The 23,827-nt window shown below is 60.9% G+C and carries 17 protein-coding genes and 1 pseudogene; 11 read left to right on the top strand and 7 right to left on the bottom strand.

The window, feature by feature from the left end:
- Positions 1 to 225: 225 nt before the first annotated feature.
- The 3 genes and pseudogenes from Amn_RS05035 to Amn_RS05025 form a co-directional block, all read right to left on the bottom strand.
- Positions 226 to 1,248, bottom strand: a complete 1,023-nt coding sequence (locus Amn_RS05035) for an LLM class flavin-dependent oxidoreductase (protein ID WP_286294988.1) — start codon at positions 1,246 to 1,248, stop codon at positions 226 to 228.
- 126 nt (positions 1,249 to 1,374) lie between these two features.
- The gene (gene hisC, locus Amn_RS05030) at positions 1,375 to 2,484 is read right to left on the bottom strand and encodes a histidinol-phosphate transaminase (RefSeq protein ID WP_286294987.1); all 1,110 of its coding nucleotides are present in this window, start codon (positions 2,482 to 2,484) and stop codon (positions 1,375 to 1,377) included.
- Between the two features lie 615 nt (positions 2,485 to 3,099).
- Positions 3,100 to 3,336 (bottom strand): annotated as a pseudogene (locus Amn_RS05025) (GAF domain-containing protein); the annotation flags it as partial.
- 112 nt (positions 3,337 to 3,448) lie between these two features.
- Between Amn_RS05025 and Amn_RS05020 the strand changes: the two are divergent.
- The 6 genes from Amn_RS05020 (at position 3,449) to Amn_RS04995 (ending at position 10,155) form a co-directional block, all read left to right on the top strand.
- Entirely contained in the window at positions 3,449 to 3,796 is a 348-nt protein-coding gene (locus tag Amn_RS05020; protein ID WP_286294986.1) for a hypothetical protein, read from the top strand.
- Positions 3,797 to 4,268: 472 nt separating this feature from the next.
- Positions 4,269 to 5,021 carry an SEC-C metal-binding domain-containing protein gene (locus Amn_RS05015; protein ID WP_286294984.1) on the top strand — a complete coding sequence of 251 codons (753 nt, stop codon included), beginning with the start codon at positions 4,269 to 4,271 and terminating at the stop codon, positions 5,019 to 5,021.
- Positions 5,022 to 5,929: 908 nt separating this feature from the next.
- Positions 5,930 to 6,316: a hypothetical protein gene (locus tag Amn_RS05010; RefSeq protein WP_286294982.1), complete on the top strand. Its 387-nt coding sequence runs from the start codon at positions 5,930 to 5,932 to the stop codon at positions 6,314 to 6,316.
- 281 nt (positions 6,317 to 6,597) lie between these two features.
- Positions 6,598 to 7,098, top strand: a complete 501-nt coding sequence (locus Amn_RS05005) for an excalibur calcium-binding domain-containing protein (RefSeq protein ID WP_286294981.1) — start codon at positions 6,598 to 6,600, stop codon at positions 7,096 to 7,098.
- Positions 7,099 to 7,142: 44 nt separating this feature from the next.
- The gene (locus Amn_RS05000) at positions 7,143 to 7,892 is read left to right on the top strand and encodes a hypothetical protein (protein ID WP_286294980.1); all 750 of its coding nucleotides are present in this window, start codon (positions 7,143 to 7,145) and stop codon (positions 7,890 to 7,892) included.
- Between the two features lie 172 nt (positions 7,893 to 8,064).
- Entirely contained in the window at positions 8,065 to 10,155 is a 2,091-nt protein-coding gene (locus tag Amn_RS04995) for a putative bifunctional diguanylate cyclase/phosphodiesterase (RefSeq protein ID WP_286294978.1), read from the top strand.
- A 339-nt stretch (positions 10,156 to 10,494) separates the two neighbouring features.
- On the opposite strand, the gene Amn_RS04990 is transcribed toward Amn_RS04995, so the two are convergent.
- Positions 10,495 to 11,238, bottom strand: coding sequence for a bestrophin-like domain (locus Amn_RS04990; RefSeq protein ID WP_286294976.1), 744 nt, complete (start codon positions 11,236 to 11,238; stop codon positions 10,495 to 10,497).
- 130 nt (positions 11,239 to 11,368) lie between these two features.
- Positions 11,369 to 13,735, bottom strand: coding sequence for a trimethylamine N-oxide demethylase (locus Amn_RS04985; protein ID WP_286294975.1), 2,367 nt, complete (start codon positions 13,733 to 13,735; stop codon positions 11,369 to 11,371).
- Positions 13,736 to 14,037: 302 nt separating this feature from the next.
- Between Amn_RS04985 and Amn_RS04980 the strand changes: the two genes are divergently transcribed.
- Positions 14,038 to 14,763 carry a FadR/GntR family transcriptional regulator gene (locus Amn_RS04980; RefSeq protein WP_286294974.1) on the top strand — a complete coding sequence of 242 codons (726 nt, stop codon included), beginning with the start codon at positions 14,038 to 14,040 and terminating at the stop codon, positions 14,761 to 14,763.
- Here Amn_RS04980 and Amn_RS04975 read toward each other — a convergent pair.
- On the bottom strand, positions 14,746 to 15,921 hold the full coding sequence (locus tag Amn_RS04975; protein WP_286294973.1) for an ABC transporter substrate-binding protein: 1,176 nt from the start codon (positions 15,919 to 15,921) through the stop codon (positions 14,746 to 14,748). The two genes, Amn_RS04980 and Amn_RS04975, sit on opposite strands and share 18 nt — an antisense overlap.
- A 299-nt stretch (positions 15,922 to 16,220) precedes the next feature.
- On the opposite strand from Amn_RS04975, the gene Amn_RS04970 reads away from it, so the two are divergent.
- Positions 16,221 to 17,582: a trimethylamine monooxygenase gene (locus Amn_RS04970; protein ID WP_154387583.1), complete on the top strand. Its 1,362-nt coding sequence runs from the start codon at positions 16,221 to 16,223 to the stop codon at positions 17,580 to 17,582.
- Positions 17,583 to 18,011: 429 nt separating this feature from the next.
- Here the strand turns inward: Amn_RS04970 and Amn_RS04965 are convergent, their stop codons facing one another.
- The gene (locus Amn_RS04965; RefSeq protein ID WP_154387582.1) at positions 18,012 to 18,713 is read right to left on the bottom strand and encodes a response regulator transcription factor; all 702 of its coding nucleotides are present in this window, start codon (positions 18,711 to 18,713) and stop codon (positions 18,012 to 18,014) included.
- Positions 18,714 to 19,152: 439 nt separating this feature from the next.
- On the opposite strand from Amn_RS04965, the gene Amn_RS04960 reads away from it, so the two are divergent.
- The 3 genes from Amn_RS04960 (at position 19,153) to Amn_RS04950 (ending at position 23,618) form a co-directional block, all read left to right on the top strand.
- Positions 19,153 to 20,862, top strand: coding sequence for a trimethylamine N-oxide permease (locus Amn_RS04960; protein WP_154387581.1), 1,710 nt, complete (start codon positions 19,153 to 19,155; stop codon positions 20,860 to 20,862).
- Positions 20,863 to 21,243: 381 nt separating this feature from the next.
- Positions 21,244 to 22,137, top strand: coding sequence for a bifunctional methylenetetrahydrofolate dehydrogenase/methenyltetrahydrofolate cyclohydrolase (locus tag Amn_RS04955; RefSeq protein WP_067965343.1), 894 nt, complete (start codon positions 21,244 to 21,246; stop codon positions 22,135 to 22,137).
- 53 nt (positions 22,138 to 22,190) lie between these two features.
- On the top strand, positions 22,191 to 23,618 hold the full coding sequence (locus tag Amn_RS04950) for a formate--tetrahydrofolate ligase (RefSeq protein ID WP_286294971.1): 1,428 nt from the start codon (positions 22,191 to 22,193) through the stop codon (positions 23,616 to 23,618).
- Positions 23,619 to 23,827 lie beyond the last annotated feature (209 nt).

Below are 23,827 nucleotides of genomic sequence, written 5' to 3'. Positions count from 1 at the left end.
GCAGGCGATCGTGGGTCTACTCCTAGGACATGAAGGCCCTATCCGAGGGGTGAGAATGCGGCATACACGGTCGCTTTCGCCTATCAACAACACGCCGCTTTGAGGAGGAAGCCGCATGTCTCTGTGCCAACCGGTTGATGGGTCATCCGAAACCCGCATCTAGTCGTCGCTAGCGACCGCATGCCGCTTGGCACGTTGTTGGGTGAGCGAACGTTCGAACCGGGGTTAGCCAACTCGAGCCATAATTGCGGATTGAATCGCCGTTGCGGTATATAGGGAAGCATCTAACGACAGATTCCCAAACGCCGGTTGACAAAGGAGGTAGTTTGCACCTGCCGCTTCCAGCTGTTCAAGAAGAGCTTGTCCCGCAGAAGCTGCCGTTCCTACTACGCACAATTCCTTCTCGATTGCTGCATCGAAGGTCAGCGGCAGGTTTGGTGGAGTCGGCATGCCATTAAGATCATAAAGGAATTTAAAGCTCTTGAGCCACCGTTCGTAAGCAGGTGCGGCGAGTGAACGTGCATCTGTTTCAGAACGCCCAATCACGACCATTCGGAGCAATCCAAGAAATGGCGTTTGGTCGTCCGCCTCACTGGTTTGCTCTCGACGGAAGGCATCAGTGATTCTTCGAACGGAAGAGGAAGGTCCCACGCACGCGATGTTCACGCCATTCGCAGCGGCCCAGACTGCCGATTCCGGTCGATTGGTGGCGATCCAAGTCGGCGGATGTGGACGCTGATGAGTTCTTAGCGTCAGCGGAACGCTGTTCAACTCAAAATGGCGACCTTGATAGGATAGCGTGCCGCCCTTCAGCGCATTGATAAGAATTTCGCTGGCTTCCGCATAGTGGTTTGGCGCCGCGTCCGAGCCAATCCCGAAGTAACCCAATTCGATCGGGAGCGAGCCGCGCCCTATCCCAAGTTCGAGCCTGCCACCGCTCAATTGGTCCAGCATACAGATCTCTTCGAACGCACGTAGCGGATGATAGAGGGCAAGCAGCATTACCAACGGGCCGACACGAAGGCGCCGGGTTCGCTGGGCTACGCTCGACAAGAACAGATTCGGTGAGGGACCTCTCCCATGTGGGGTACAATGGTGCTCTGCGAGATGATATGCATAGAACCCAAGGTGATCGCACGCCTCCGCTAACATCAGGCGATCTTCGTACTGTCGGGCGATATCGGGGCCGTCCTCGTCCAGATGATCGAAGATGCCGACAGCTAGGCCTGAAGGAAAGGCCTTATCCATGATATTGTCTCCATTTTTGACGCAGAAAGTCCGGTTGCTTGCGTATTCCAAGCAATTTAAAGATTTCTCGCTCGTGTAATCGCTCGGATTATTGGCTGCGAAATGCTAAAGCAGAGCCTTAGCAACCTAATGCGGGGGTGTTGACATATTCAATATTCTGCTAATACGACTAGCGGCACGAAGAAACGCATCCATTTGCTCTTTTGTACCGATGCTGACGCGGATGTAATTTTCCAAACCTTTATCTGGAAAGACGGCAACAAGTATTTTTTGCCTTGCGAAGGCTGATTGCCACCATGAGCCGTCCTGTGCCGTTGGCACGCGGGCAAGCAAGAAGTTTGCGTGGGAAGGGATTACGGAAAATCCAAGTTGCGACAGCGCGAGCGTCACTCGCCGTCGTTCATGCCTGATGTGTCTGTGGTTGTCTGCATAGGCGGCGCGGTGCGCAAGGACGCTGATACCAACCGCCTGCCCGATCACATTCATGTTGAAGACGTTCTGGATGTTGCGTAGCCTGCCGATAATTTCAGGGTGACCGAAACCGAAACCGACGCGAATGCCGGCGGCAGCATAGCTTTTCGAAAATGTCCTTAAGACCAGAAGGTTCGAATAGCGATTGATGAGGCGTAGACCATTCTCGGGTGCAAAGTCGACGTAGGCCTCATCCAGCACGATCAAGCGGTCCGATTTCGCTACCAGGCGTTCGATATCGGCCACCGGAACGAACGTTCCAGTCGGATTGTTCGGATTGGCTAGCAGAATGAACTTGGCGTCCTTTGCAGGACCGAAGAGCAATTGCTCCATCGGCAAGGAATGATCTTTGCTAAATTCGATTTCGACAAATTGAGCACCCTGCAACGTTGCAAGTTTGCGGTTGAACGAAAAGCCTGGCGACATCATCGCCACGCTATCCCCCGGGGTAAGGAATGCTCTGTAGACAAGTCCAAGCAGTTCAGACGATCCGTTGCCGGCGATCACCTGATCCATGGAGACGCTGTAGGCATTCGCGGCTGCTTCTCTCAAGCTGATGTTATCGTCTTCTGGATATAGATACTGCCGTTCGAGAGCTGCAATCGCACTTTGCATTATGATTTCCGGAAGCGGGAAGGGGTTCTCATTCGTGTTTAGTTTTACCCAACTTGAATCCGGCGCTGGTGTATCGGATGGCAGAGCATCTAACTGTCTCGCCACTTGCGAAAGAGACGACAGCACACTCTGAAGTTTTGCATCGGACATGTTTTTCTCCGTTTCAGTCGCAGAGGGAATCCGGGATGAACTGATGGTCTGAGCACATGGCCGACCAACAGTGCATTCACACCGCCGTTGTCAGCACATTGACCCCGCGAGGTCGGGCGGGCTGTCCTCCCGGGTCGGATTGGCCCGACGCTCAGTCCGCATCCACTCGTCATCGGGCCAAGGCTCCGCCAACCACCAACGCTTGATTTGTCCCTGATATTTGCCTCGGTCAGCCTTTCAAGGACGCTTGATCTGATGCCGTATTTCCTCAGCGTGTATCCAATCTGGCGCGGCGTCAGTCCAAGCAGGCGCCGCCTTTGCCTGCACCGAGCCATCTCTCCACGGCCGCGATGACACGCTCGCGATTTGACATACTCGTACCTTTAGAGAGGCTGCGCTGGCAGGCGCCAGCGGTGCCTGGTCCCTGACGACGGACGGGACCGTAGCGGCGGCCCAAGGAGCAGCCTCAGTCGGCCGCGTGGCCGGCCTTGTCTGGCATCATCGGCCCCAGTTGCAGCACCTTGGTGCCCGGTCCGCTCTTCCACGGCGTTGCGGAAAACACTGTCCGTGGCAGCAGTCAAAGTCGTTTCAGCCGATTGACGCTCCCGCTGCCAGGAACATGCGATGCAGCTTCACTGTCTGCCCAACCAAATTGGCGATTGTGGTGAGGAGGCGGAGGTCGTAATCGAGGAGGGAACCTGATTTGTTGTCCAGAATGCGGTCGATGGTCGGCGTGCCCACGACGTTCGCATCGACGCGAACGGGTACGCCGATGAACGACACTTTCATGTTGTCGGACGCCCCGAGCACGTCCTTGTCGGCGGCGTTGAAAGCCGGATCCACCGCTTGGTTGCGGATTTTGACTGGTCACGGGCAAGCGCGAAAAACGCCCTGGCCGTAAGTCGGGGCGCCGCAACGTGGTCGAGTGCACAGCGGAGCGATGCCTTGCCATGGGTTTCCTTTCATGAATCGCGACCGTCGACTGACTTCTGCACGCCGCAACCGCACGTTGATTCACGAGACCGGAATGGGGCGGGAGAGTCAATCGAGCTTTCTTTCATTCGCGAAAGGAAACTCTGCGCTCATGATAGAATTCCATCAGTTTCATATAGCTCCGGTAGATGATATCGAACGGCAGAATGTCTGCCCCGGCGTCCCCGCGGTGCCGGTGCTGATGGCCCGGGCCATCAGCCTAATCAGCTCCTGGCAAAGCTGGCACAGTGGCGTGGCGACCGCCATCGCGACGATGTCATCTAAGTGGGCCGACCGCGACTCCGGCGTGATTTCATTCACAATCGCGACAAGGTCTTGACCGCGGAGCGGCTGATGGCCCCCTGCCCCGCCGACCAGCTGCGCTGCGCCGTTTCCCAAACGTCTAGGTCACATTTTCGAAGTGCGTGTTGGAATCGGTGATTCCGTATCACATTATCGCCACGTTTTAGCCGCGACGTGGTCGCAATGCCCCACCAGAAAGCCGGCGTTGCCCTGACAGTTCGGTCCGGCATCGGCTCAAACCAGCCCCCGCTTAAGGGTCAGTGCCGGATCGAACGCTTCTTGCATCTCTTTTTGAAGGAAATCAGGTGCGACGCCCGAAAAGCATACGGCGGCCATTAGAAGCAAGCTGATCCGCTCCATTGATCGATACATGGTCCGCCAAATTGCACAGCGCGCCAAGGATCTGCAAATCAACGATGGTTTGAGGCGGCGGCTGCCAGGCGAGACACATCTCGGGCCGACAGGGCCATTCCGAGCGCCAGCGCGCGAGATGCTTCGGATCGGAAGTGTTGCGCAGCTCACTTCTCGAGTATCGATCCCGGTCGCAAAGACGCATCAGCCTCGCCGGCAACTACGCCGGGCAGCTAGAGAATGTGCAACGGGCATACCCCGGCGCAACACTCCTCCCCGATGACCATGGAGTATGGCTTCTCGCTCGCAGCCAAGTGATAGATGGCTTATCGCGAGAAGCCATATTCCTTATTGCCCTACCAGAAACGCCAGCGGTCGAGCCGCGTGGATGGGCGTTCTGGCAGCAAGATGGGCAGGTCGAATGGATCGGCCCGCGACATACCAATTTCCCTGACGGCTCGGTGTGCGCTTATCACCCCATGCTCGATAAAGCTTGGTCGCCAGGCAGTGATTTGTGCACGTTGCTGGACCTTTATAGCGTATGGGCGCTTCGCCAGCTTCATTTGGTGGTGTTTGATCGGTGGCCGGGACGCCAGTATGCGATGCTGGATGAACTGGGCCAAGCTGATCCCTATTATCGGCTAACCCAGTTTAAGGAGGCCGAGCTTTGCAACTGCGGATCAAATCGGCGCTATGGCGAATGCTGCCGGCCGCATGATCTGAAGCTACCCTTCCCGTCGATTCTGCACGCCTTCAAAAGCCGTAATCTCGGTCTCGGCATCTTTGATCGAGCCCCTCCCGCCGAAATTGCAGTGTTGATCGCCGAAGGAGGACAAAATCCCCCACCCCCCATGCTAGGGGTTCACTCTACTCTGCGGGCTCATGTCGCGGACGTAAGGGGGAATCCTTAGCTCTACATCCCGTAAGAGATGCTCGATCGGGTCAGAGGGAAAAGCATTCCGCTTCTGACGAAATCCCCAATGCCAGGTGCCGACGACTTCCGAGCCGTCGAACCATGTCGAGAAGTTCAGCTTCGGAAAATGCAGCAACACGCGGGCCGCCCACCATATTTTCTCAATATCGTGGTCGCCTGGACCCTTTGCCCATGGGGTCCAGCCCTTGCATAGCCGTTGCGCCAATTCGCTGTTTCGCATCTTCAATCCCACGGAATGATGGATAAAATAACGGGGTATATCCGTCGTAAGAGGGAAGTCTACGAACTGCCAGCAGGGGGAATTTACCAGATTTGTTCATCACTCTTGCACCAAATTCAACTTTAGGAGATGCTAACTCGGCCTTGGGAGGGCTGGGGGATGAGAATAAAAGCATTTGTGGCACTTGGTGCCACGGCAGCGCTGGGCGGCTGTCAAACAAGCAATCAAGCCGACTACATGCAAATAGGCTACGGGCCTAGTTTCGACGTCGCCCACGCTCAATGCGAAATGCATAAGGGGTCGGTTGACCAAGGCTATATTGCTATCGGGTCCCCGGGCTTTGTTGCGGGGGCCGGAATCGGCAATGCCCTCGGCAACTTGGCTGCCGAAGACCAGTATATGAAGAACTGCCTCATCCTAAGCGGGTGGAAGCGTGCCCCGCATGGCCAGGGTGCCACGGCAGCTCCAGCCGTTGCTGGTGGCGCGCCACCGACACCCTATGGGATCCAGCGCGCACCTGGCAGCTGGATCAATACGGCGCTGCTGGACTGGTCAGACGCGAATAACAAGTGCGTCGCCGGCGACAAGGCCGCGTGTGGGACTCGAGCGAAGCTTGGTGCGCAACTGAGAGCCGCCGGCATAAACCCGGCGCCGGTCTAGGGGCCATGCAGTGGAACCTGGCGATCTGCCTTGGCATCGTTCTGGCATTGAGCGGCTGCGCATCGGATTATCTCAATCACTATGACAGCGTGACGCTCTCTGCCGGCGACGCCAATCGCGCCAATAGTCTCGCCCAGACAGTCGACCCGTTCAACCCGAACAATCAGAACACGCATATCGAGGGCGACGGCCAGCGAACAGCTGGAGTCATCCAGGCCTTTCGCGGAATCCCGCTGACATCGCCAGGCCAAGGTGCGCGCCAAGGTGGCGGCGGGGACTCTGGCAATCATCCATGCGATCTGCGCAATGGGGTTGACAGCCTAGGCCGGGCTTGTGGTGAACGTGCCGCCGAAGCGAAACCGGGCGGCCGCACCGGACATGAGGCGAACTAGCATGCTGCGTAGAATGCGATCGCCTCGCCGGAGGCCACTTGGCGTGGTGCAAAGGCGCCTGATCTTGGTGACAGTGGCCGCGGCTGGCGCTCTGGCTGCGCAAACGGCCATGCAACACAGCGACCACATGCCCGAGCTCCATCTGCCGAATTGGACCAGCGCGGGCCTGGCGACGATTGCCGGCGTGGCATCCGTCATCGACGGCGACACGATCGAAATCCACGGCCAGCGCATCCGCTTCAACGGCATCGACGCGCCGGAGAGCCAGCAGCTTTGTAAAAATGCGAGCGGGGCCGACTATCCTTGCGGGCGGCGATCGGCCGCCGCGCTTCGGCTTCCTGGCAGCCTCGAAGCCGGTGCAATGCACCTTCGTGACCTGGGACCGCTATCATCGCTATATCGGCGACTGCCGGCGCGCCGATGGCGCCAGCGTTGCCGCCTGGATGGTCGAGCACGGCCAGGCGCTGGATTGGCCCCGCTACAGCCACGGCACCTACGCAGAGAAGCAGGCGACGGCCGAGGCGTCGAAAGTCGGCATTTGGGTCGGCAAGTTTCAGTCGCCGTGGGATTGGCGCACGGAGCATGCAGACGGCGCGGCTCCGTCGAGCCAGCCGCTCGGCATCAGCCGCCAACAGGTCGCGCAGAGCTATTCGTGCCAGCCACGGCGGACCTGTTCGCAGATCGGCTCCTGTGAGGAAGCCCAATGGTATCTCAGCAACTGCCCTTGGGGCCGGAAGCTGGATCGGGACGGCGACGGCGTGGCGTGCGAGACGTTGTGCTAACGCGGCGCCCTGAGTTGCGCTTCAAAGGCCCCAGCCCCATCGACATGGTCGAGACCCACATCGAGACCAGCGCCGAGGTCAGGGTCGAGCGGCGATGCTACATCTCCTCTCGCATCCTCACCGCAAAAACTTTCGCCGAGGCCGCCCCATTGGGGATCGAGAACGGGCTACGCTGGGTTCTCGATGTCCAATTCAAGGATGATCAGTCCCGCCTGCGCCGCAGCCACGGCGCCACAAACATGGCCATGGTCCGCCACCTCGCCCTCAACCTCATCCGAGCCATGTCCGGAAAACAATCCATCAAGGGAAAGCGAAAACTCGCGACCTGGGATACCGACTACCTGATTGCAGTTCTCCAATTCCGGGTGGTCGACCCATGCCAGCATAATAGGAGGATATTTGCTGCTCTTTCCTCGTCCCGCTATTGGAGGAAACGGCACCGCGACCTTGATGCGGTGTCATGGATGGATAGGGCATTATTCGGGAACCGAACCAATCCACAGAAATATTTTGTTGGTATTTTTGTTGGTCCGCGCTGCTATTGCTCCATGCCGAGGCGATTGAAAACGAATTCAAATTTCCTCTACTTGGATTCCGCGTCTGGCACCACTTCCTTCTCCTCACAGAATACCCTGCAAGTTTGCCAGCAACGTCAGCGAATGTCGCTCGATCCTTGCCGTCTGTGCTCGGCCAGCCCCTCCGCAAGCACTCTACCAGACGCGAACGGAAGGCTTTCCGCGTTGACCTTCACCCGCCAGGCCCTACGCCGCACGCGGAGCAACTCTTCCGAATAAAAATTGTTCCAACCTGTACATTTCCTCCATTTGCGCCCAATTTTTGGGAGAAAACAGCCGAAATCTAACAATCTCTTACGTAATTACATCTTGGCAACCATCAGATTTACATCGGATTCATCATTCATCTGCAATTTCACCACCCGGGGGAACTTCTTGAGGAGGAAGCGGGATGGAGACGTCGCAACGCGACTGGGCCGAGCCCGGATCGGAGCACCGGAAACTCGCGCATGGGCTGATGCACAAGACCAAGGCGTCTTATGTCGCGGCGCTGATTCTGATCGGCTCGCTGGCCACCGCCAGCTTCTTCCTGCTCAGCTCGGTCATTTCGGCCAACATCCAGAAGACAGCGCTGATCGAGCTCGGATCGCGGCAGCAATTGCTGTCTCAGCGCATCCTCCTGACCGCGACCGAGGCCTATACCGCCGAAGCGCAGTGGCTACGCACACAGGCGCGCCAGAACCTGACAGCGACCCTGGCCGCCTTCCTCGCCAACGAGAAGCTGCTGCGCGACGGCTCGCCCGACCCGCAGTCGCCGCTGTACCGGCTGGCACTGTCCGAAGAGGCGACCAAGCTGTTCGACGAGGCCCCCGGCCAGATCGACGCGTCGACGCGGATCCTCGCCCACACCGTCAACTCGTTCCTCGACATGCTTCCCACCTCGGTCTCGGCACCGATGCCTGACGACGCCGTGGCCCATTTCAGCGCGCTCAGGCTCTATGTCTCCGAAAAGGTCCGCCGCGAATACGAGACGCTGACCCGGCTGTTTTCATCCGAGGCGGCCGAGAAGGGTGCTGCCGTCGAGAAGATCCACCTGACCGTCTTCCTGCTCACATTGCTTCTGCTCCTGGCCGAGGCCATCCTGATCTTCCGGCCGCTGGTGCGCCGGGTGGTGTCCTGCACCAGCGAACTGCTCAAGGCGCGCGACCAGATGAACTTCGCCGCCAACCACGATGCGCTGACCGGCCTCTACAACAGGGCCTTCCTCAACGACTACATGGAAACGGCGCTTGCCACCGCCAAGCGCAAGGGCGAGATGATGGCTGTCATCCATCTCGACCTCGACCACTTCAAGACCATCAACGACACGATGGGCCATGCCGCGGGCGATGCCGTGCTGATCGAGACGGCGATGCGTCTTGTCACCGCCGTGCGCGATTCGGATGTGTGCGTGCGCCTCGGCGGCGACGAGTTCACCGTCATCCTCAACGACGTCGGCTCCGAAGCGGACGCCGTCGACGTGGCGGAGCGCATCGTCGCCGGGCTCAAGCAGCCGCTGGAATTCGCCGGGACGTCACTGAAGCCGAGCGCCAGCGCCGGCATCGCGCTGTACCAAGGCGGCAATGGCACGGTCGGCGACCTGATCGTCAATGCGGACCTGGCGCTCTATCTCGCCAAGGCCGAGGGGCGTGGCGGCTACCAGCTTTTCGCAACGACCCTGCGCGACAAGTTCGAGGAGAAGGCCAATCTCGAACGCGAGCTGCGCGAGGCCATCGCAAGCCAGGCCTTCACCGTTCACTACCAGCCCCAGGTTTCGCTGCAGGGCGGCAAGGTCATCGGTGTCGAGGCGCTGGTGCGGTGGGAAATGGCGGGCAGGAACGTGTCTCCAGGCGAGTTTCTGCCAGTGGCGGAAAAGGCCGGGCTGATGCCGGCACTCGGCCGCATCGTCTTTGCCAAGGCGATTGCGACCGGTGCCGAATGGCATCGCGCCGGCATCGACTTCGGCCGGCTGTCGCTCAATGTTTCGGCGCAGGAGCTGCGCGAGGCGGATTTCGCCGGCCACCTGCTCGACCTGCTCAAGCAGGAAGGGCTGCCGACACGGCTGGTGGCGCTCGAAATCGTCGAAACGGTGATGCTCGACGACGAGAACACCGGCATCGGGCTGACGCTGAAGCGCCTGCGCAAGGCCGGCATTCGGCTGGAGTTGGACGACTTCGGCACCGGCTACGCTTCGCTCGCCCATATCAGCGCCAACGAGGTCGACAGGCTGAAGATCGACCGCCGTTTCGTCCGCGACATCGACAAGAACCCGGCCAACACCAAGATCGTCAAGGCGATCATCGAGCTGGCGTGTGGCCTGGGCATCTCGATCGTCGCCGAGGGTGCGGAGACCGACGTCGAGCTGTCCTGGCTCCACGACCTCGGCTGCCCTGCCGTACAGGGCTATGGCATCGCCTTCCCGATGCCGAGCACTCAGGCGGAGGCGTGGCTGGAGACCCACAGCACAGGAGCGCAGCGGACGGAGGCGATCCACGTCGCTTAGCGTTCTGACGCGCATCCAGACAAAAGTCCGCCGCACACTTTTCCTGCAATTGCCCCGGCCGCAAGCGGCCGGTTCGGTCCGTTGATCCAGATCAAGGCGGCGTCCCGGCTATCGGTTCAAATCAGGACATGTCCAGACAGGAGAAATGACATGCCGACCGAAACCATCATCGTCGTTGCCGCCGTGCTTTCCGCCTTCGGCTTCTTCGCCGTGGCCCTTGCTTATGCCAGCCTGACGTCCGAGCCGGTGCGCGGCAAGCGCTGACGCCCGGCCGATCAAGTTGTCGTCTTTGCGCAATCCAGGACGGAAAACCGCCATACGGTTTTCCCTGGAATTGCGCTACAGCCGGACCTCGCCCAACGTCACCTGCGCAACGCCGACATAGGGGTTGGCGTGCAGCGCGAGGATCCACAGGCTGACGCCAGCGGTGACGGCAAAGATCAGGATCGCCTTCCTGCCGGCATGCGGCCTGTCGGCGTGGACAGCGCCGACGACGATCGCCGACAACATCGTCAGGAACAGCACCAGATACCATTTGAGCTGGTTGACCGAGCTCGTGCCGATGGCGAGACGTGAATTTCGGGCATCCTGCAACTCGTCGAGATCCTGCACCATCTGGCTGATGATCGGATCGGGATGACCCGCCTTCGCCAGGTCGATCATGGCAAGGCGGATGCCCTGCAGGGCCTGCTCGACAACAGGCTCGGGCGATCGGTTCGCATTCTGCCATTCCATCTGAACGACAGCATCCTTGTAGGCCTTGAGCCCTGCCATGAGCTCGGCCGAGGCAAGCGCTTCGGGCTTTGCCATGCCGGCCAGCCGCATCAGCGAGGATCGCTCCGCGCTCGCCACCTGGCTGGCACGGGAATTGACCGACCAGACGTCGGCGGCGGTGAAGCCCAGCGACAGCGCCCACGCCGTGGTGATGGTGCCGACGAAGGCAGCGACCGGCATGGTCAGCGGATTGTCGGCCGCCTGCCGGGCGAAAACCGCAAGGAACGCCGCACCCAGGAAGAAGGCGATACCCCCGACAAGGATGAAGGGCAGCGTCATGATCAGCGGCGACCAGGCAAATATGTCCACGACGCCCCTCCCCAGAGCCATCCCTGAACCTGAATAGGCCAAATCGGCCGCCGCTACCAACAGAAAGCCCCGCTGTTGCGGGGCTTTTGCGTTGTCGAAGGTGATGTGGTGAAGGTGCGGCGCGGCTGCCTTACGACCTCGGCCGTTCCTTCTTGGGATCGTAATGGGCGAACGGCACGATCCTGGCCGGCAGGCGCTTTTGCTGGCCGTCGAGCTTGCCGACTTCGACCTCGGTGCCGATCTCGGCATGTGCTGCCTCGATGCGAGCGAGTGCGATGTTCTTGCCGAGGATCGGCGAGCGCATCGACGAGGTGACGATGCCGATCTGGGCGCGGCCGATATGGACGCAGTCGCCATGGCCGACAGCGACATTGGCGTCGATGTCGAGGCCGACAAGCTTGTGGATCGGGTTGTCCTTGCGCCGGATCAGCGCCTCGCGGCCGATGAAGTCGTCGGTCTTGGTCTTCAAGGGCACGGTGAAGCCGATGCCTGCTTCAAACGGGTCGGTCTGGTCGGAGAACTCGTAATTGGCAAAGATCAGCCCGGCCTCGATGCGCACCATGTCGAGTGCTGCAAAGCCCATCGGCTTCAGCCCATGCGGCTGGCCCGCTGCCCACACCGCGTCGAAGACGGTCTCGGCATCGCGCGGATGGCACCAGACCTCGTAACCGAGCTCGCCGGTGTAGCCCGTGCGCGACACCACCACAGGGACACCCTGTGCATCGCCGATGCGGCCGATGGTGAAGCGGAACCATTCGAGTTCACTGAGCGCCGGCTGGTGCGGCGGCGTCCAGACGATCTCCTTCAGGATGTCGCGGCTGTTCGGGCCCTGGACGGCGATGTTGTGCATCTGGTCGGTCGAGGAGCGGACCAGCACCTTGAGGCCGAGTTTCTCCGCCTGCTCGCGCAGCCAGACGCCGGAATAGTCATCGCCGCAGATCCAGCGGAAATTGTCCTTGCCCAGACGCAGCAGCGTGCCGTCGTCGACCATGCCGCCATGCTCGTAGCACATGGCGGTGTAGACGACCTGACCGACACCGAGCTTCTTGACGTCGCGGGTCAGCGTGTACTGCATCAGGGCTTCGGCATCAGGGCCGGTGACCTCGAACTTGCGCAGGGCACTGAGATCCATCACCACCGCCTTCTCACGGCAGGCCCAGTATTCGGCGATGGCGCCCTCCTTGGCGAATTCCTGCGGCAGCCAGAAGCCCTTGTATTCGATGAAGTTGCGGGTGTGCTTGGCAAAGCTTGCGTGGAAGCCGGTCTCGCGGGTCATCTTGGGTTCTGCCTCCGGGGTCGTGCGTCGGGCGATCGCGCGCTGGAATGTGTTGGAGCCGGAATAGGTCCGGACGTGGATGTCGGTGAGGTTCCAGCCATTGGCCGGCGTGGTGTCGTCGGGACAGGCGGAGGAGACGCAGACGATGTCGGTCAGCGCTCTCAGCAGCACATAGTCGCCCGGTCGCGACCAGGGTTCGTCCGAGAACATCACGCCATGGGCGTCGATGCCGGTGTTGAAGAAGAAGTTGACCGCCATCCAGCCGGCACGGGCATTGACGCCATGCGGCACAAGTGCGCCGTTGAAGTTCTCCGAGCAGTTGATGTGGCCGGGATAACCGATGTCGTCGTAATATTTGGCATAGCAGGCGAGCGCAAAGGCATCATGCCGGCCGCAGGTGTCCTGCACGACCTCGACAAGCGGCTCGAAATCCTGATCGAAATATTTGGCATGCAGGCCGGGCATCGGATAGGCGTGGCCCATCAGCGAGCGGGTGGCGGTGACGTCGAGGGCGAGGTCCCTGCCCTTGTCGAGCTTGCGGGCGGAAAAGCACTGGAAGTCGGTGCATTGGCGGCCATCGACGTCGATGATCTGGATGTAGTCGCCGGCCTTGACGAAATAGCTCTCCGCCGTCTTCGACTTGACCCTGACATCGAGCACCGGATCGGCGAGCGGATCGGGCAGCTCGAAGCCGCCTGACACGGCACGGACCTTGGCCCGCTTGACCATCACCACCAGAGGCGTCGTCGTGTCCTGGCTGTCGACCGACATCGGCGCCCCGGGTGCGGCAATCACCAGCGAGCCCGGCCGCGAGACGACAAAACGCTCCTCGACCCCGGCAGCGGTCGCACCATCGAAGAAGCGCACCGCCTCGACCCGGCCAAGCTCGAGCTTGCGGCGGGCGAGGCCAAGCCGAAACTTCTGCAAGCTCTCGTCGCCATCGACGAGCAGCGCCTTCAGCCCCGACGCATCGCTGTTCGAGCGTGTCGACAGCATGCCCGCATCGGCACGTCCGGCAGCATCAAACGCCACCAGTTCACATGCCTGCCCGCCCTCGAGATTGCGCACCGAAACCTTATCGCCGGCTTCGATGTCGATCAGCACCGCACCGCCACCCGGCACGTGATAGCGCTCCATGCCAGGCACCAGCAGGCCAGGCTGCACAACCAGGCTCGGACGCGGTGGGCCGGCCACAATTTCGGGGTAGACTGAAATCGTCATCGCCACCTCGTTCAAATCTTGCCTGTGTGTAAAATTATTTGAGCCAGAAGAATACTCAATTTTGCCGCTGCCGCAAGGCTTCGTTTCATCACAGTAATCAAAAATGCGGAGAGGTGACCATGCGCCAGGCAGTCTTGCGGTGTATCGGGGAGCGCCGATCAGCCGTCCGCCACGCGATTGTCCCGGCCCGTTCAAGCGTGGACTGGACCAGATTCGATAAATATTTCAAAATTGGTCTACGCTGCGCTGGGATTCGTCCCGCGTCGTGGCCACAAGGCAGGACTGACATGCAAGGTCGCGCAATGAAGGTTGAAAACGGTCAACTCACATCGCAAATCATCGCCTCCTATTCGGTGGGAGCGACGGTGCAGACCGTGCTCGACCGGCTGTTTGCCAAGATCAGGTCAGAGGAATACCCGCTCGACACACGCCTTCCCTCGGAACGGGCACTGGCCTCGGAGATGGGGGTTGCCCGCAACACCGTGCGCGAGGCGCTTGATGTGCTGGAAGACCGCAAGGTCATTAAGCGGCGGCCAGGCAGCGGCAGTTTCGTCACCTACCGCTCGGAAGAAGTGCCGGAAAGGGCGGAGAGCTCGGTGGCGCTGGAAACCAGCCCGCTCGACCATCTCGTCGTGCGCGGCATCCTCGAACCCGAAATGGTCCGCCTGGCCGTCATCAACATGACCCCGCGCGAGGTCTGGGACCTCGAACAGCTGACGTCGCAGATCGAAAACGTGCAGACCGACGTCGCCGCATTCGTCAAATGCGAAGAGGAGATCTACCGCAAGATCGCCGAGGGTACGCACAACCCCTTGCTGGCATCCTGCTACAATCTGGCGATTGAGGCCTGCCGGGTGAGTTTCCGCACGACGCAGCTGCGCCGGCACCTGTCACCGAAGCGGATTCTTGAGTACCAGCAGCGCTACAACGCGCTGTTCAACGCGATCGCCTCCCGCGACGTCGAGCGTGCCGTCGAATTCATCAAGCTGCACTTGGTCGAGGAGCAGAAACTACTTCTGCAGGACTGATTCCGGCGTCCTAGCCTGCAGGGCGGTGCCGTTGCCGCTCTCACGCAGGCGCTGGTCCCAAAGCTGGCCGAGATCCGACATCTCCTGCTTGAGCAGTGCGCCATGGCGCTTCAGCCAGCGCGGGATCGAGCCAAAGGCAGCGATCTTGGCCTTGCCGTTCTTCAGCGTCACCACCGGCCAGTCGCCAACAAGCGCGTTGTCGATACCGAACATGCTCTCGCCCCACCAGTGCGCCGGGCCGAAAGCGTGCGTGACGTGGCCGAGCTGCTTCATCGCCGCCAGCACGGATGCCGGGTTGACGCTGTTCGATTTTTCGACCGCGGCATGCCAGATGTCGAGGATGGCGACATATTCCCAGCTCACCGCGGTCCAGGTACCCGGGAAGCGGCTGTTGTACTCGTCGAAAAAGCCCTTCGGCTGGTTGAAGAAGAAGGTCTTGTCGTTCAGCTTCTCGTCATCGAAGTCGGGAAACTGGAAGACGAAACCTTCCATGAATTCGACCGACGTCCGGGCGACGAGCTGGTCGTAATAGTCCAGCGTGCAGGATATGATCTGGCCCTTGAAGCCCTGCGCAAACGCATATTCGGTCATCGCATGGACCATCGGCGTGTAGCTGGTGCACCAGCACAGGATGTCGGCACCCGACTCCAGCATCGGCTGCACGATTTCGGCCGCGTCAGTGGCGTCGGGATCGTACTGGATTTCCTTGGCGATCCCGAGCTTGGCTGCCTTGAAGGCGGCGCGATAGGTGGCAAGCGACGGCAGGCCGAGCGCGTCAGTCTGGCTGCAGAGTGCCACCGTCCGCAGTTCCGGCCTCGCCTGCGCTAGCCACTCCACCCCTGTCACGTTGAAGATCGGGTGCAGTTCGCTGGGCGCGATCAGATATGGCGTATCGGGCGACAGGTCGCTCGGCAAAAGGGTCGAGGTCAGGACCTTGCGCTGGCTCAGATAATCCCTGATCTCGGCCATCGTATCGCCGCCCAGCATCATCAAGAGCTTGACGTCATGCCGCTCGATCAGTTGACGCGCGCCCTCCAGAGCCCGGCCGGCATCATAGCCGCAATCGAACTCGACGATCCGGATCGGATAGCGGCGGCCGTTGATCAAGAGCCCGCCGGTCCGGTTGAGCCAGTCCTCCCAGATCCGGCAGCCATGCAATCCGGGCCGCCCCCAAGACTCCACTTGACCGCTGAGCGGTCCGAGGAATCCAATGTTCACCGCGTCCGGCATGCCGACGGAAAGCCGCGGCAGGACGCTGGAAACGGCGAGTCGATGGGCAAAGCTGGAGTTCGTCATGGCTGTGAATACCACCAAAAATCGGGCGTTTCACCCTATCTTAGCGAAATTTTCCTTCCTCACAGGAAACACGCCGTTGACAAATTGGTATAATGGCAGGCAACATAACTGAACCAGAGGAACCAATAACGAAATTTGGTCTATACCAAAAGGAGGAAACCATGACAGCCAAGCGTGTCGCCGTGATCGGTGCCGGACCATCTGGACTGGCGCAGTTGAGGGCATTCCAGTCGGCCGCGGCGAAAGGCGCGGACATCCCGGAAATCGTCTGCTTCGAGAAGCAGGCCAACTGGGGCGGTCTGTGGAACTACACCTGGCGCACCGGCCTCGACCAGTATGGCGAGCCGGTTCATGGTTCGATGTACCGCTATCTCTGGTCCAACGGCCCCAAGGAGGGCCTGGAATTCGCCGACTATTCCTTCGAGGAGCATTTCGGCAAGCAGATCGCCTCCTACCCGCCACGCGCCGTGCTGTTCGACTACATCGAGGGCCGCGTGAAGAAGGCCGGCGTCCGCAAGTGGATCCGCTTCGAGACAGCCGTCCGCATGGTCACCTGGGACAAGGAGACCAAGAAATTCACCGTCACCGTCCAGGACCTGCCCAAGGACCACTGCTACTCCGAGGAGTTCGACCACGTCATCGTCGCCTCGGGCCACTTCTCTACTCCGAACGTTCCTGAATTCCCCGGCTTCGACCGGTTCAACGGCCGCATCCTGCACGCCCACGACTTCCGTGACGCCCGCGAATTCGCCGGCAAGGACATCCTGATCGTCGGCACTAGCTATTCGGCTGAAGACATCGGCTCGCAGTGCTGGAAGTACGGCGCCAAGTCGATCACCAACTGCTACCGCACCGCGCCGATGGGCTTCAAATGGCCCGACAACTGGGAAGAGCGGCCGCTGCTGGAAAAGGTCGAGATCAACACCGCGACCTTCAAGGACGGCTCGACCAAGAAGATCGACGCCATCATCCTGTGCACCGGCTACAAGCACCACTTCCCGTTCCTGCCCGACGACCTGCGCCTCAAGACCGCCAACCGCCTTGCGACCGCCGACCTCTACAAGGGTGTCGCTTATGTCCACAACCCGGCGATGTTCTATCTCGGCATGCAGGACCAGTGGTTCACCTTCAACATGTTCGACGCCCAGGCATGGTGGGCACGCGACGTCATCCTCGGCCGCATCAAGCTGCCCGACAGCAAGCAGGCGCTGCTCGACGATGTTCAGGAACGCGTTGCCGGCGAAGATGCTGGCAAGGACTCGCATGACGCGATCGAATACCAGGGCGAATACGTCAAGGAGTTGATCGCCGAGACCGACTATCCGAGCTTCGACGTCGACGGCGCCAACGAGGCCTTCTTCGAGTGGAAGGAACACAAGAAGAAGGGCATCATGGAATTCCGCAACCACTCCTACAAGTCGGTCATAACAGGCACCATGGCGCCGGCCCACCACACGCCGTGGAAGGACGCGCTCGACGACTCGCTGGAATCCTACCTGCGCACCGCCGAAGCGGCGGAGTGAAGGCCGGCCCAACAGGGCCGCGAGAATTCCCCGACATGAAACGCCGCCCCTACCGGGGCGGCATCCCTTTTGCGTGTCTTTACGGCTGAGAGCGCAACAAAAGAGTTGCACCGCACGCATGTTGGACTGCCGTCTGCTCGCCTCCAGATGAGCGCCGCAGCGGGTAGGTCATCCACACCGATCCCCGCGCCCCTTTCCACGCATCTTCGACCAGCGCAGCCTCATTCCCAGCCTCCTTTCAAGGTGGTGAGGAGGCCTGTTCCGGTGGCTTGCAATCCCAAACAGCAGGCGTTTCCGCTCCCTCACAGGAGGGCGCAGTTGGCTCTGAACTTGTCGAAGAGGGTGTAGCCAGGCGTTGAGGCGGTTGCGCCCGCGGAAGGCGAAGCAGATGAGACGGCCCGCAGGGCACAGTTCATCCGCAGCCGGTGTTTACTGCGAACTCAGATGCGGCCCGCGGTTCTTCTCGCTGGCGTAGAGCGCCACCGCCATCGCGCGATTGCGGACGTCGAGCTTGTCGTAGAGATTCTTGAGGTGGTACTTGACCGTATTTTCCGAGATTCCGGTGCGCGCAGCGATCTGCAGGTTTGTCCAGCCGTCAGCCAGCACCGACAGAAGCTCGCGCTCGCGTGCGGTCAGCCGCGACAGCGGCGTGTCGTTGATCTTGGACACGTCCATGTAGGGAATGCAGATGCGGCCGTGGGCGACGGCGACGAGCGTGTCGAACAGGATCGCCGGATCGTCGAACTGATAGCAGAAGCCCTGCACGCCAAGGCGCACGCATTGCTTGAGGATCGAGATGTCGTGGTCGTTGGAGAAGATCACCACACGGGCATGAAGGCCGCGGCGCTGCATTTCGGCCAGCACTTCGCCGGAATCCATGTCCTGCAGCCGCCAGCCCAGCACCGCGATATCGAACTGTGGGGCAGCAGTTGAGGCCGCCTCGAGAAAAGCCCTGCCGGTCTGCACGCTCTCGGCCAGCTCGAAGCGGCTGTCGCGCGAAAGCATGTCGCCAAGGGCTGCGATGACGAGCGGATTGCGCTCGGCTATCAGAACCCTGAAGCTGTTTTCCTTCACCACCGGCACCACCTCTATCCCGATGCCATGGCGCTGACCCTTCCATTCGGCGTTCATGTTCCTCCCGCCTATGTTCGTGCACGCACCTCTTGCCGACGTCTCCTGCGCTGGGTCGCTCCTCTCCGGTCCTGCCCGGATCGACCCTGTGAACGCAATTCATATCATGAATGATTTTTTCATTCCAGTGGATGCGGCATTTTTACTGCCGAACTGGCCTCCACAAGCCGGCAAATGGCGCCAAGCCTGCTTACCCACCCGTTCGGGTAGGCCGCCGCTGTCCAGAGAGGCATCATCGTCTGCCCAATTTTCCAACCGGGGGTACCAGTTGTGAAGATTGGTCCAGTGCTGCGACAAAATAGCTTGACGGCGCCTCGAATTCGGACAAACTTCACTTTGAGGAAAAAAAGAAGCCTAAGCGGAAACTGCCGCCGCACCTTGAAAACCGGGAAAGCCGGGCTTGGGCGACGGGCATCCTAATCAATGGGGAATTTGACCAATGAGCGCTGTTACGGACATCAGTCCGGCGGATTCCGCCGGCCAGCTTCACAGGACAATCGACTGGCGAGGCGCCTTCTGGGTTGCCAGCGGCGTGCCGCCTCTTGTCCTGTTCTCGATCGGCGGCATTGCCGGTACCGCCGGCAACATCGCTTTTGCGATCTGGATCTGCTCCATGCTGATGGGCTTCATCCAGTCCTTCACCTATGCCGAGATCGCCGGCCTGTTCCCAAACAAGTCGGGTGGCGCCTCGGTCTATGGCGCCACCGCATGGTTGCGTTATTCCAAGTTCGTCGCGCCGCTGTCGGTGTGGTGCAACTGGTTCGCCTGGTCACCGGTGCTGTCGCTCGGCTGTTCGATCGCCGCCGCCTACATCCTCAACGCGCTGGCACCGATCCCCGGCTTCACCGAAGCCTCGCCGGAGGTGCTGCAGTACATGGCGGCAAATGTCGGCACCACTGCCGCTGACGCCGTTGCAGCGGTAACCGCCGCAGCGACGCCCGGCATCCGCACCTGGACGCTCTATAGCCACTCGCTCGGTCCGGTCGGCTTCTCGCTCAACGCAACCTTCTGGATCGGCGCCGTGCTGATGCTGGTGACCTTCGCGATCCAGCATCGCGGCATTCTCGGCACTGCTGCCGTGCAGAAGGTCGTCGGCCTGCTGGTCATCGTGCCGCTTTTGATCGTCGGCGTGGTACCGATCCTCACCGGCCAGATCAACTGGGACAACTACTCGCCCTTCGTGCCGCTGGCCGCAGCCTACGCACCTGAACCCGGCGCGTGGAACGTCGCTGGCTGGACGCTGGTGCTCGGCGGCATGTTCATCGCCGCATGGTCGACCTACGGCTTCGAAACCGCCGTCTGCTACACCCGCGAGTTCAAGAACCCGGCCACCGACACCTTCAAGGCCATCTTCTATTCCGGCCTGCTCTGCATGCTGCTGTTCATGATCGTGCCCTTCACCTTCCAGGGCGTGCTCGGGCTCAACGGCATGCTGTCGACGCCGATCGTCGACGGTTCCGGTGTTGCCGATGCACTTGCCGGCATGGTCGGCGGTGGCGGGCTGGTGAAGAACCTGCTCGTCATGCTGATGATCCTCGCCTTGCTGCTCGCCATCATGACGGCGATGGCCGGATCGTCGCGCACGCTCTACCAGGGCTCGGTCGACGGCTGGCTGCCGCGTTACCTCAGCCACGTCAACGAGCACGGCGCGCCGACCCGCGCCATGTGGACCGATCTCATCGCCAACCTGTTCGTCCTGGCCATCGCCTCGACGGATGCGACGAGCTTCTTCTTCATCCTCGCCGTCTCGAACTGCGGCTACATCATCTTCAACTTCCTCAACCTGAACTCCGGCTGGATCCATCGCATGGACAACGGCCACATCAAGCGGCCGTGGCGCGCGCCGACCTGGCTGATCACGGTCGGTGCCCTTTTTGCCTACGTCAACGCCATCTTCATGGGCGCCGGCGCCAAGGTGTGGAATCCGATGGCACTCTGGGCCGGCCTGTTCACCGCGGCCCTGATCATCCCGGTGTTCTGCTACCGCCACTATATCCAGGACGGCGGCAAGTTCCCCGAGCACATGCTCGAGGATCTGGGCATGCAGCAGAGCGACCTGCGCGTGAAGAAGGCGGGTATCCTGCCCTACCTGACGCTGCTCGCCGGTCTGGCCGTGGTGCTTCTCGCCAACTGGTTCTTCGTGCTCTGAAGCTTGACGCACATTCAACCTGCGAAGGCCGGCGCAAGCCGGCCTTTTGCATTTCGCGCCGCGGCGTTGCCGTCCTTTTCAGCGATTCGCATCGCCGCTCTATCTTCTTGTTTTTGCGCAATTCATTTCGACAACCGCCGCACGCTTGGCGCCGATTTGCCCCGGCGTCGCCCACTCCGGAAGCGCGCAAAACCACGCTGGGCCAATATTTCTTTCCATGAAAGATTTTTGCATTGTGGTTGACTTTCACCCCCGTCAGCTGCTATAGATTCAGACGGGAAAATTCAGCGCAAAAAGCTGTCCGGATGGTGTAATCCGGGGCTGGAACCGATGGCTCATGCCATAGGATCGTACGCGCGCGCCTGGGAGGAATTGCACAGCATGACGACGGTAATCGATGGCAAGGCAGTTGCCGCCGATGTGGTGACAAAGGTCCGGATCGCAGCCGAAAAGCTGATCGCCGAGACCGGTGTCGTCCCCGGTATCGCAGTGGTCATCGTTGGCCACGACCCGGCAAGCCAGGTCTATGTCGCCTCCAAGGGCAAGAAGGCCAAGGAATGCGGCTTCCACTCGGTCGAGCACGCGCTGCCGTCCGATACCTCGGAAGCCGATCTGGTCGCACTGGTGCAGAAGCTCAACGCCGATCCCAAGATCCACGGCATCCTCGTGCAGCTGCCCCTGCCCGACCATATCGACGCCGGCAAGATCATCCAGACGATCTCGGCCGACAAGGATGTCGACGGCTTCCATTTCACCAATGTCGGCAAGCTCGGCACCGGTGAGCTCGACACCGCCTTTGTGCCTTGTACGCCGGCCGGCTCGATGCTTTTGATCGAGCGTGCGCTCGGCCGTGACCTGTCGGGCCTCAATGCGGTCGTCGTCGGCCGCTCCAACATCGTCGGCAAGCCGATGGCGAACCTTCTGCTCAATGCCAACGCCACCGTCACCGTCGCCCATAGCCGCACCAAGGACCTGCCGGCGTTGTGCCGCAGCGCCGACATCCTCGTCGCGGCCGTCGGGCGTCCTGAAATGATCAAGGGCGACTGGGTGAAGCCGGGCGCCACCGTCATCGACGTCGGCATCAACCGCCTGGAGGGCGGTCTCAATGGCAAGTCGAAGCTCGTCGGCGACGTCGACTACGGCAGCGCCGCCGAGCAGGCCGGCGCCATCACGCCGGTGCCGGGCGGCGTCGGGCCGATGACCATTGCACTTCTGATGGCCAATACGGTCGTCTCGGCCTTCCGTTCGGCGGGCCAGTCAGCACCACGTTTTTAATCTGGGAGCCCGAGGCTCCGCGGAAATCGAACCAAACTCAAGGGAAGAGAGTCATGGCCGAATTCAAGACCGACATCGAGATCGCGCGTGCGGCGAAGAAGAAGCAGATCCAGGAGGTCGGTGCCAAGATCGGCATTCCGACCGAGCATCTGCTGCCTTATGGCCACGACAAGGCGAAGATCTCGGCCGAGTTCATCGCCAATGCGCGCAAGAACAAGGACGGCAAGCTGATCCTGGTCACCGCGATCAACCCGACGCCGGCCGGCGAAGGCAAGACCACGACGACGGTCGGCCTCGGCGACGGTTTGAACCGCATCGGCAAGAAGGCCATCGTCTGCATCCGTGAAGCCTCGCTCGGGCCGAACTTCGGCGTCAAGGGTGGTGCTGCCGGCGGCGGTTATGCCCAGGTCGTGCCGATGGAGGATATGAACCTCCACTTCACCGGCGACTTCCACGCCATCACCACCGCCCACAACCTTTTGTCGGCGCTGATCGACAACCACATCTACTGGGGCAACGAGCTCGGCATCGACACCCGCCGCGTCGTCTGGCGCCGGGTGATGGACATGAACGACCGGGCGCTGCGCCAGATCAACTGCTCGCTCGGCGGCGTCGCCAACGGCTTTCCGCGTGAAGCCGGCTTCGACATCACCGTCGCTTCCGAAGTCATGGCGATCCTGTGCCTGGCAACCGATCTGAAAGATCTCGAGAAGCGCCTCGGCGACATCATCGTCGCCTATCGCCGCGACAAGACCGCCGTCTATGCCCGCGACCTCAAGGCCGATGGCGCCATGGCGGTGCTGCTGAAGGATGCGGTGCAGCCGAACCTGGTGCAGACATTGGAGAACAACGAGAATGTGGAGGCGGTGAAGAAGGGCTGCGCCAACCTTGGCCGCCACATCGAGAACGTCAAGCAGTTCGGCGTGCCTGTGGTGGTGGCGATGAACCACTTCGTCTCCGACACCGACGCCGAAATCGCAGCGATGAAGGAGTATGTCGCCTCGATGGGTGCGGAAGCGATCCTGTGCAAGCACTGGGCCAAGGGGTCGGCCGGCATCGAGGAGCTCGCCCACAAGGTGGTGCAGCTGGCCGAAAGCGGCGCCTCGCAGTTCTCGCCGCTCTATCCCGACGACATGAAGCTGTTCGACAAGATCGACACCATCGTCAAGCGCATCTACCGCGGCTCCGAAGCCATCGCCGACAAGTCGGTGCGCGACCAGCTGCATGCCTGGGAACAGGCCGGCTACGGCCACCTGCCGGTGTGCATGGCCAAGACGCAGTATTCGTTCTCGACCGACCCGAACCTCAGGGGTGCCCCTGTCGACCATGTCGTGCCGGTGCGCGAAGTGCGCCTGGCAGCCGGTGCCGGCTTCATCGTCGCCATCTGCGGTGAGATCATGACCATGCCCGGCCTGCCCAAGGCACCGTCATCCGAGAAGATCTTCCTCAACGAACAGGGCCAGATCGAAGGACTGTTCTGAGGCGAAACCTCTCTCCCAAGGCGCTCCAATCCACCCCTCCTGTCCCCCAGGCCCGGAGCGCCCTTTCAAGGCCTGGCACCTCATGTGCCAGGCTTTTTTTTGCCCGCAACCAAGCTTGCTGAGCAGTACAGGCCTGGAAGAAACGACAGGCAAAATGTTGCCTATCAGTAAAAATTCTTGCACTTGGATATTGCCCTAGAGGCAAATTT

Source organism: Aminobacter sp. Y103A (assembly GCF_030294925.1).
Taxonomy (GTDB): domain Bacteria; phylum Pseudomonadota; class Alphaproteobacteria; order Rhizobiales; family Rhizobiaceae; genus Aminobacter; species Aminobacter ciceronei.
This window is presented reverse-complemented; position numbering and strand designations above follow the sequence as displayed.

Coding starts and splice junctions, on each gene's coding strand:
- Amn_RS04965 (WP_154387582.1), bottom strand. CDS start 18,713: ATGAACGCCGAATGGAAGGGTCAGCGCCATGGCATCGGGATAGAGGTG.
- Amn_RS04980 (WP_286294974.1), top strand. CDS start 14,038: ATGAAGGTTGAAAACGGTCAACTCACATCGCAAATCATCGCCTCCTAT.
- Amn_RS05035 (WP_286294988.1), bottom strand. CDS start 1,248: ATGGATAAGGCCTTTCCTTCAGGCCTAGCTGTCGGCATCTTCGATCAT.
- Amn_RS04950 (WP_286294971.1), top strand. CDS start 22,191: ATGGCCGAATTCAAGACCGACATCGAGATCGCGCGTGCGGCGAAGAAG.
- Amn_RS05005 (WP_286294981.1), top strand. CDS start 6,598: ATGCGAGCGGGGCCGACTATCCTTGCGGGCGGCGATCGGCCGCCGCGC.
- Amn_RS04960 (WP_154387581.1), top strand. CDS start 19,153: ATGAGCGCTGTTACGGACATCAGTCCGGCGGATTCCGCCGGCCAGCTT.
- Amn_RS05000 (WP_286294980.1), top strand. CDS start 7,143: ATGGTCGAGACCCACATCGAGACCAGCGCCGAGGTCAGGGTCGAGCGG.
- hisC (WP_286294987.1), bottom strand. CDS start 2,484: ATGTCCGATGCAAAACTTCAGAGTGTGCTGTCGTCTCTTTCGCAAGTG.
- Amn_RS04985 (WP_286294975.1), bottom strand. CDS start 13,735: ATGACGATTTCAGTCTACCCCGAAATTGTGGCCGGCCCACCGCGTCCG.
- Amn_RS04970 (WP_154387583.1), top strand. CDS start 16,221: ATGACAGCCAAGCGTGTCGCCGTGATCGGTGCCGGACCATCTGGACTG.
- Amn_RS05020 (WP_286294986.1), top strand. CDS start 3,449: ATGAATCGCGACCGTCGACTGACTTCTGCACGCCGCAACCGCACGTTG.
- Amn_RS05010 (WP_286294982.1), top strand. CDS start 5,930: ATGCAGTGGAACCTGGCGATCTGCCTTGGCATCGTTCTGGCATTGAGC.
- Amn_RS04995 (WP_286294978.1), top strand. CDS start 8,065: ATGGAGACGTCGCAACGCGACTGGGCCGAGCCCGGATCGGAGCACCGG.
- Amn_RS04955 (WP_067965343.1), top strand. CDS start 21,244: ATGACGACGGTAATCGATGGCAAGGCAGTTGCCGCCGATGTGGTGACA.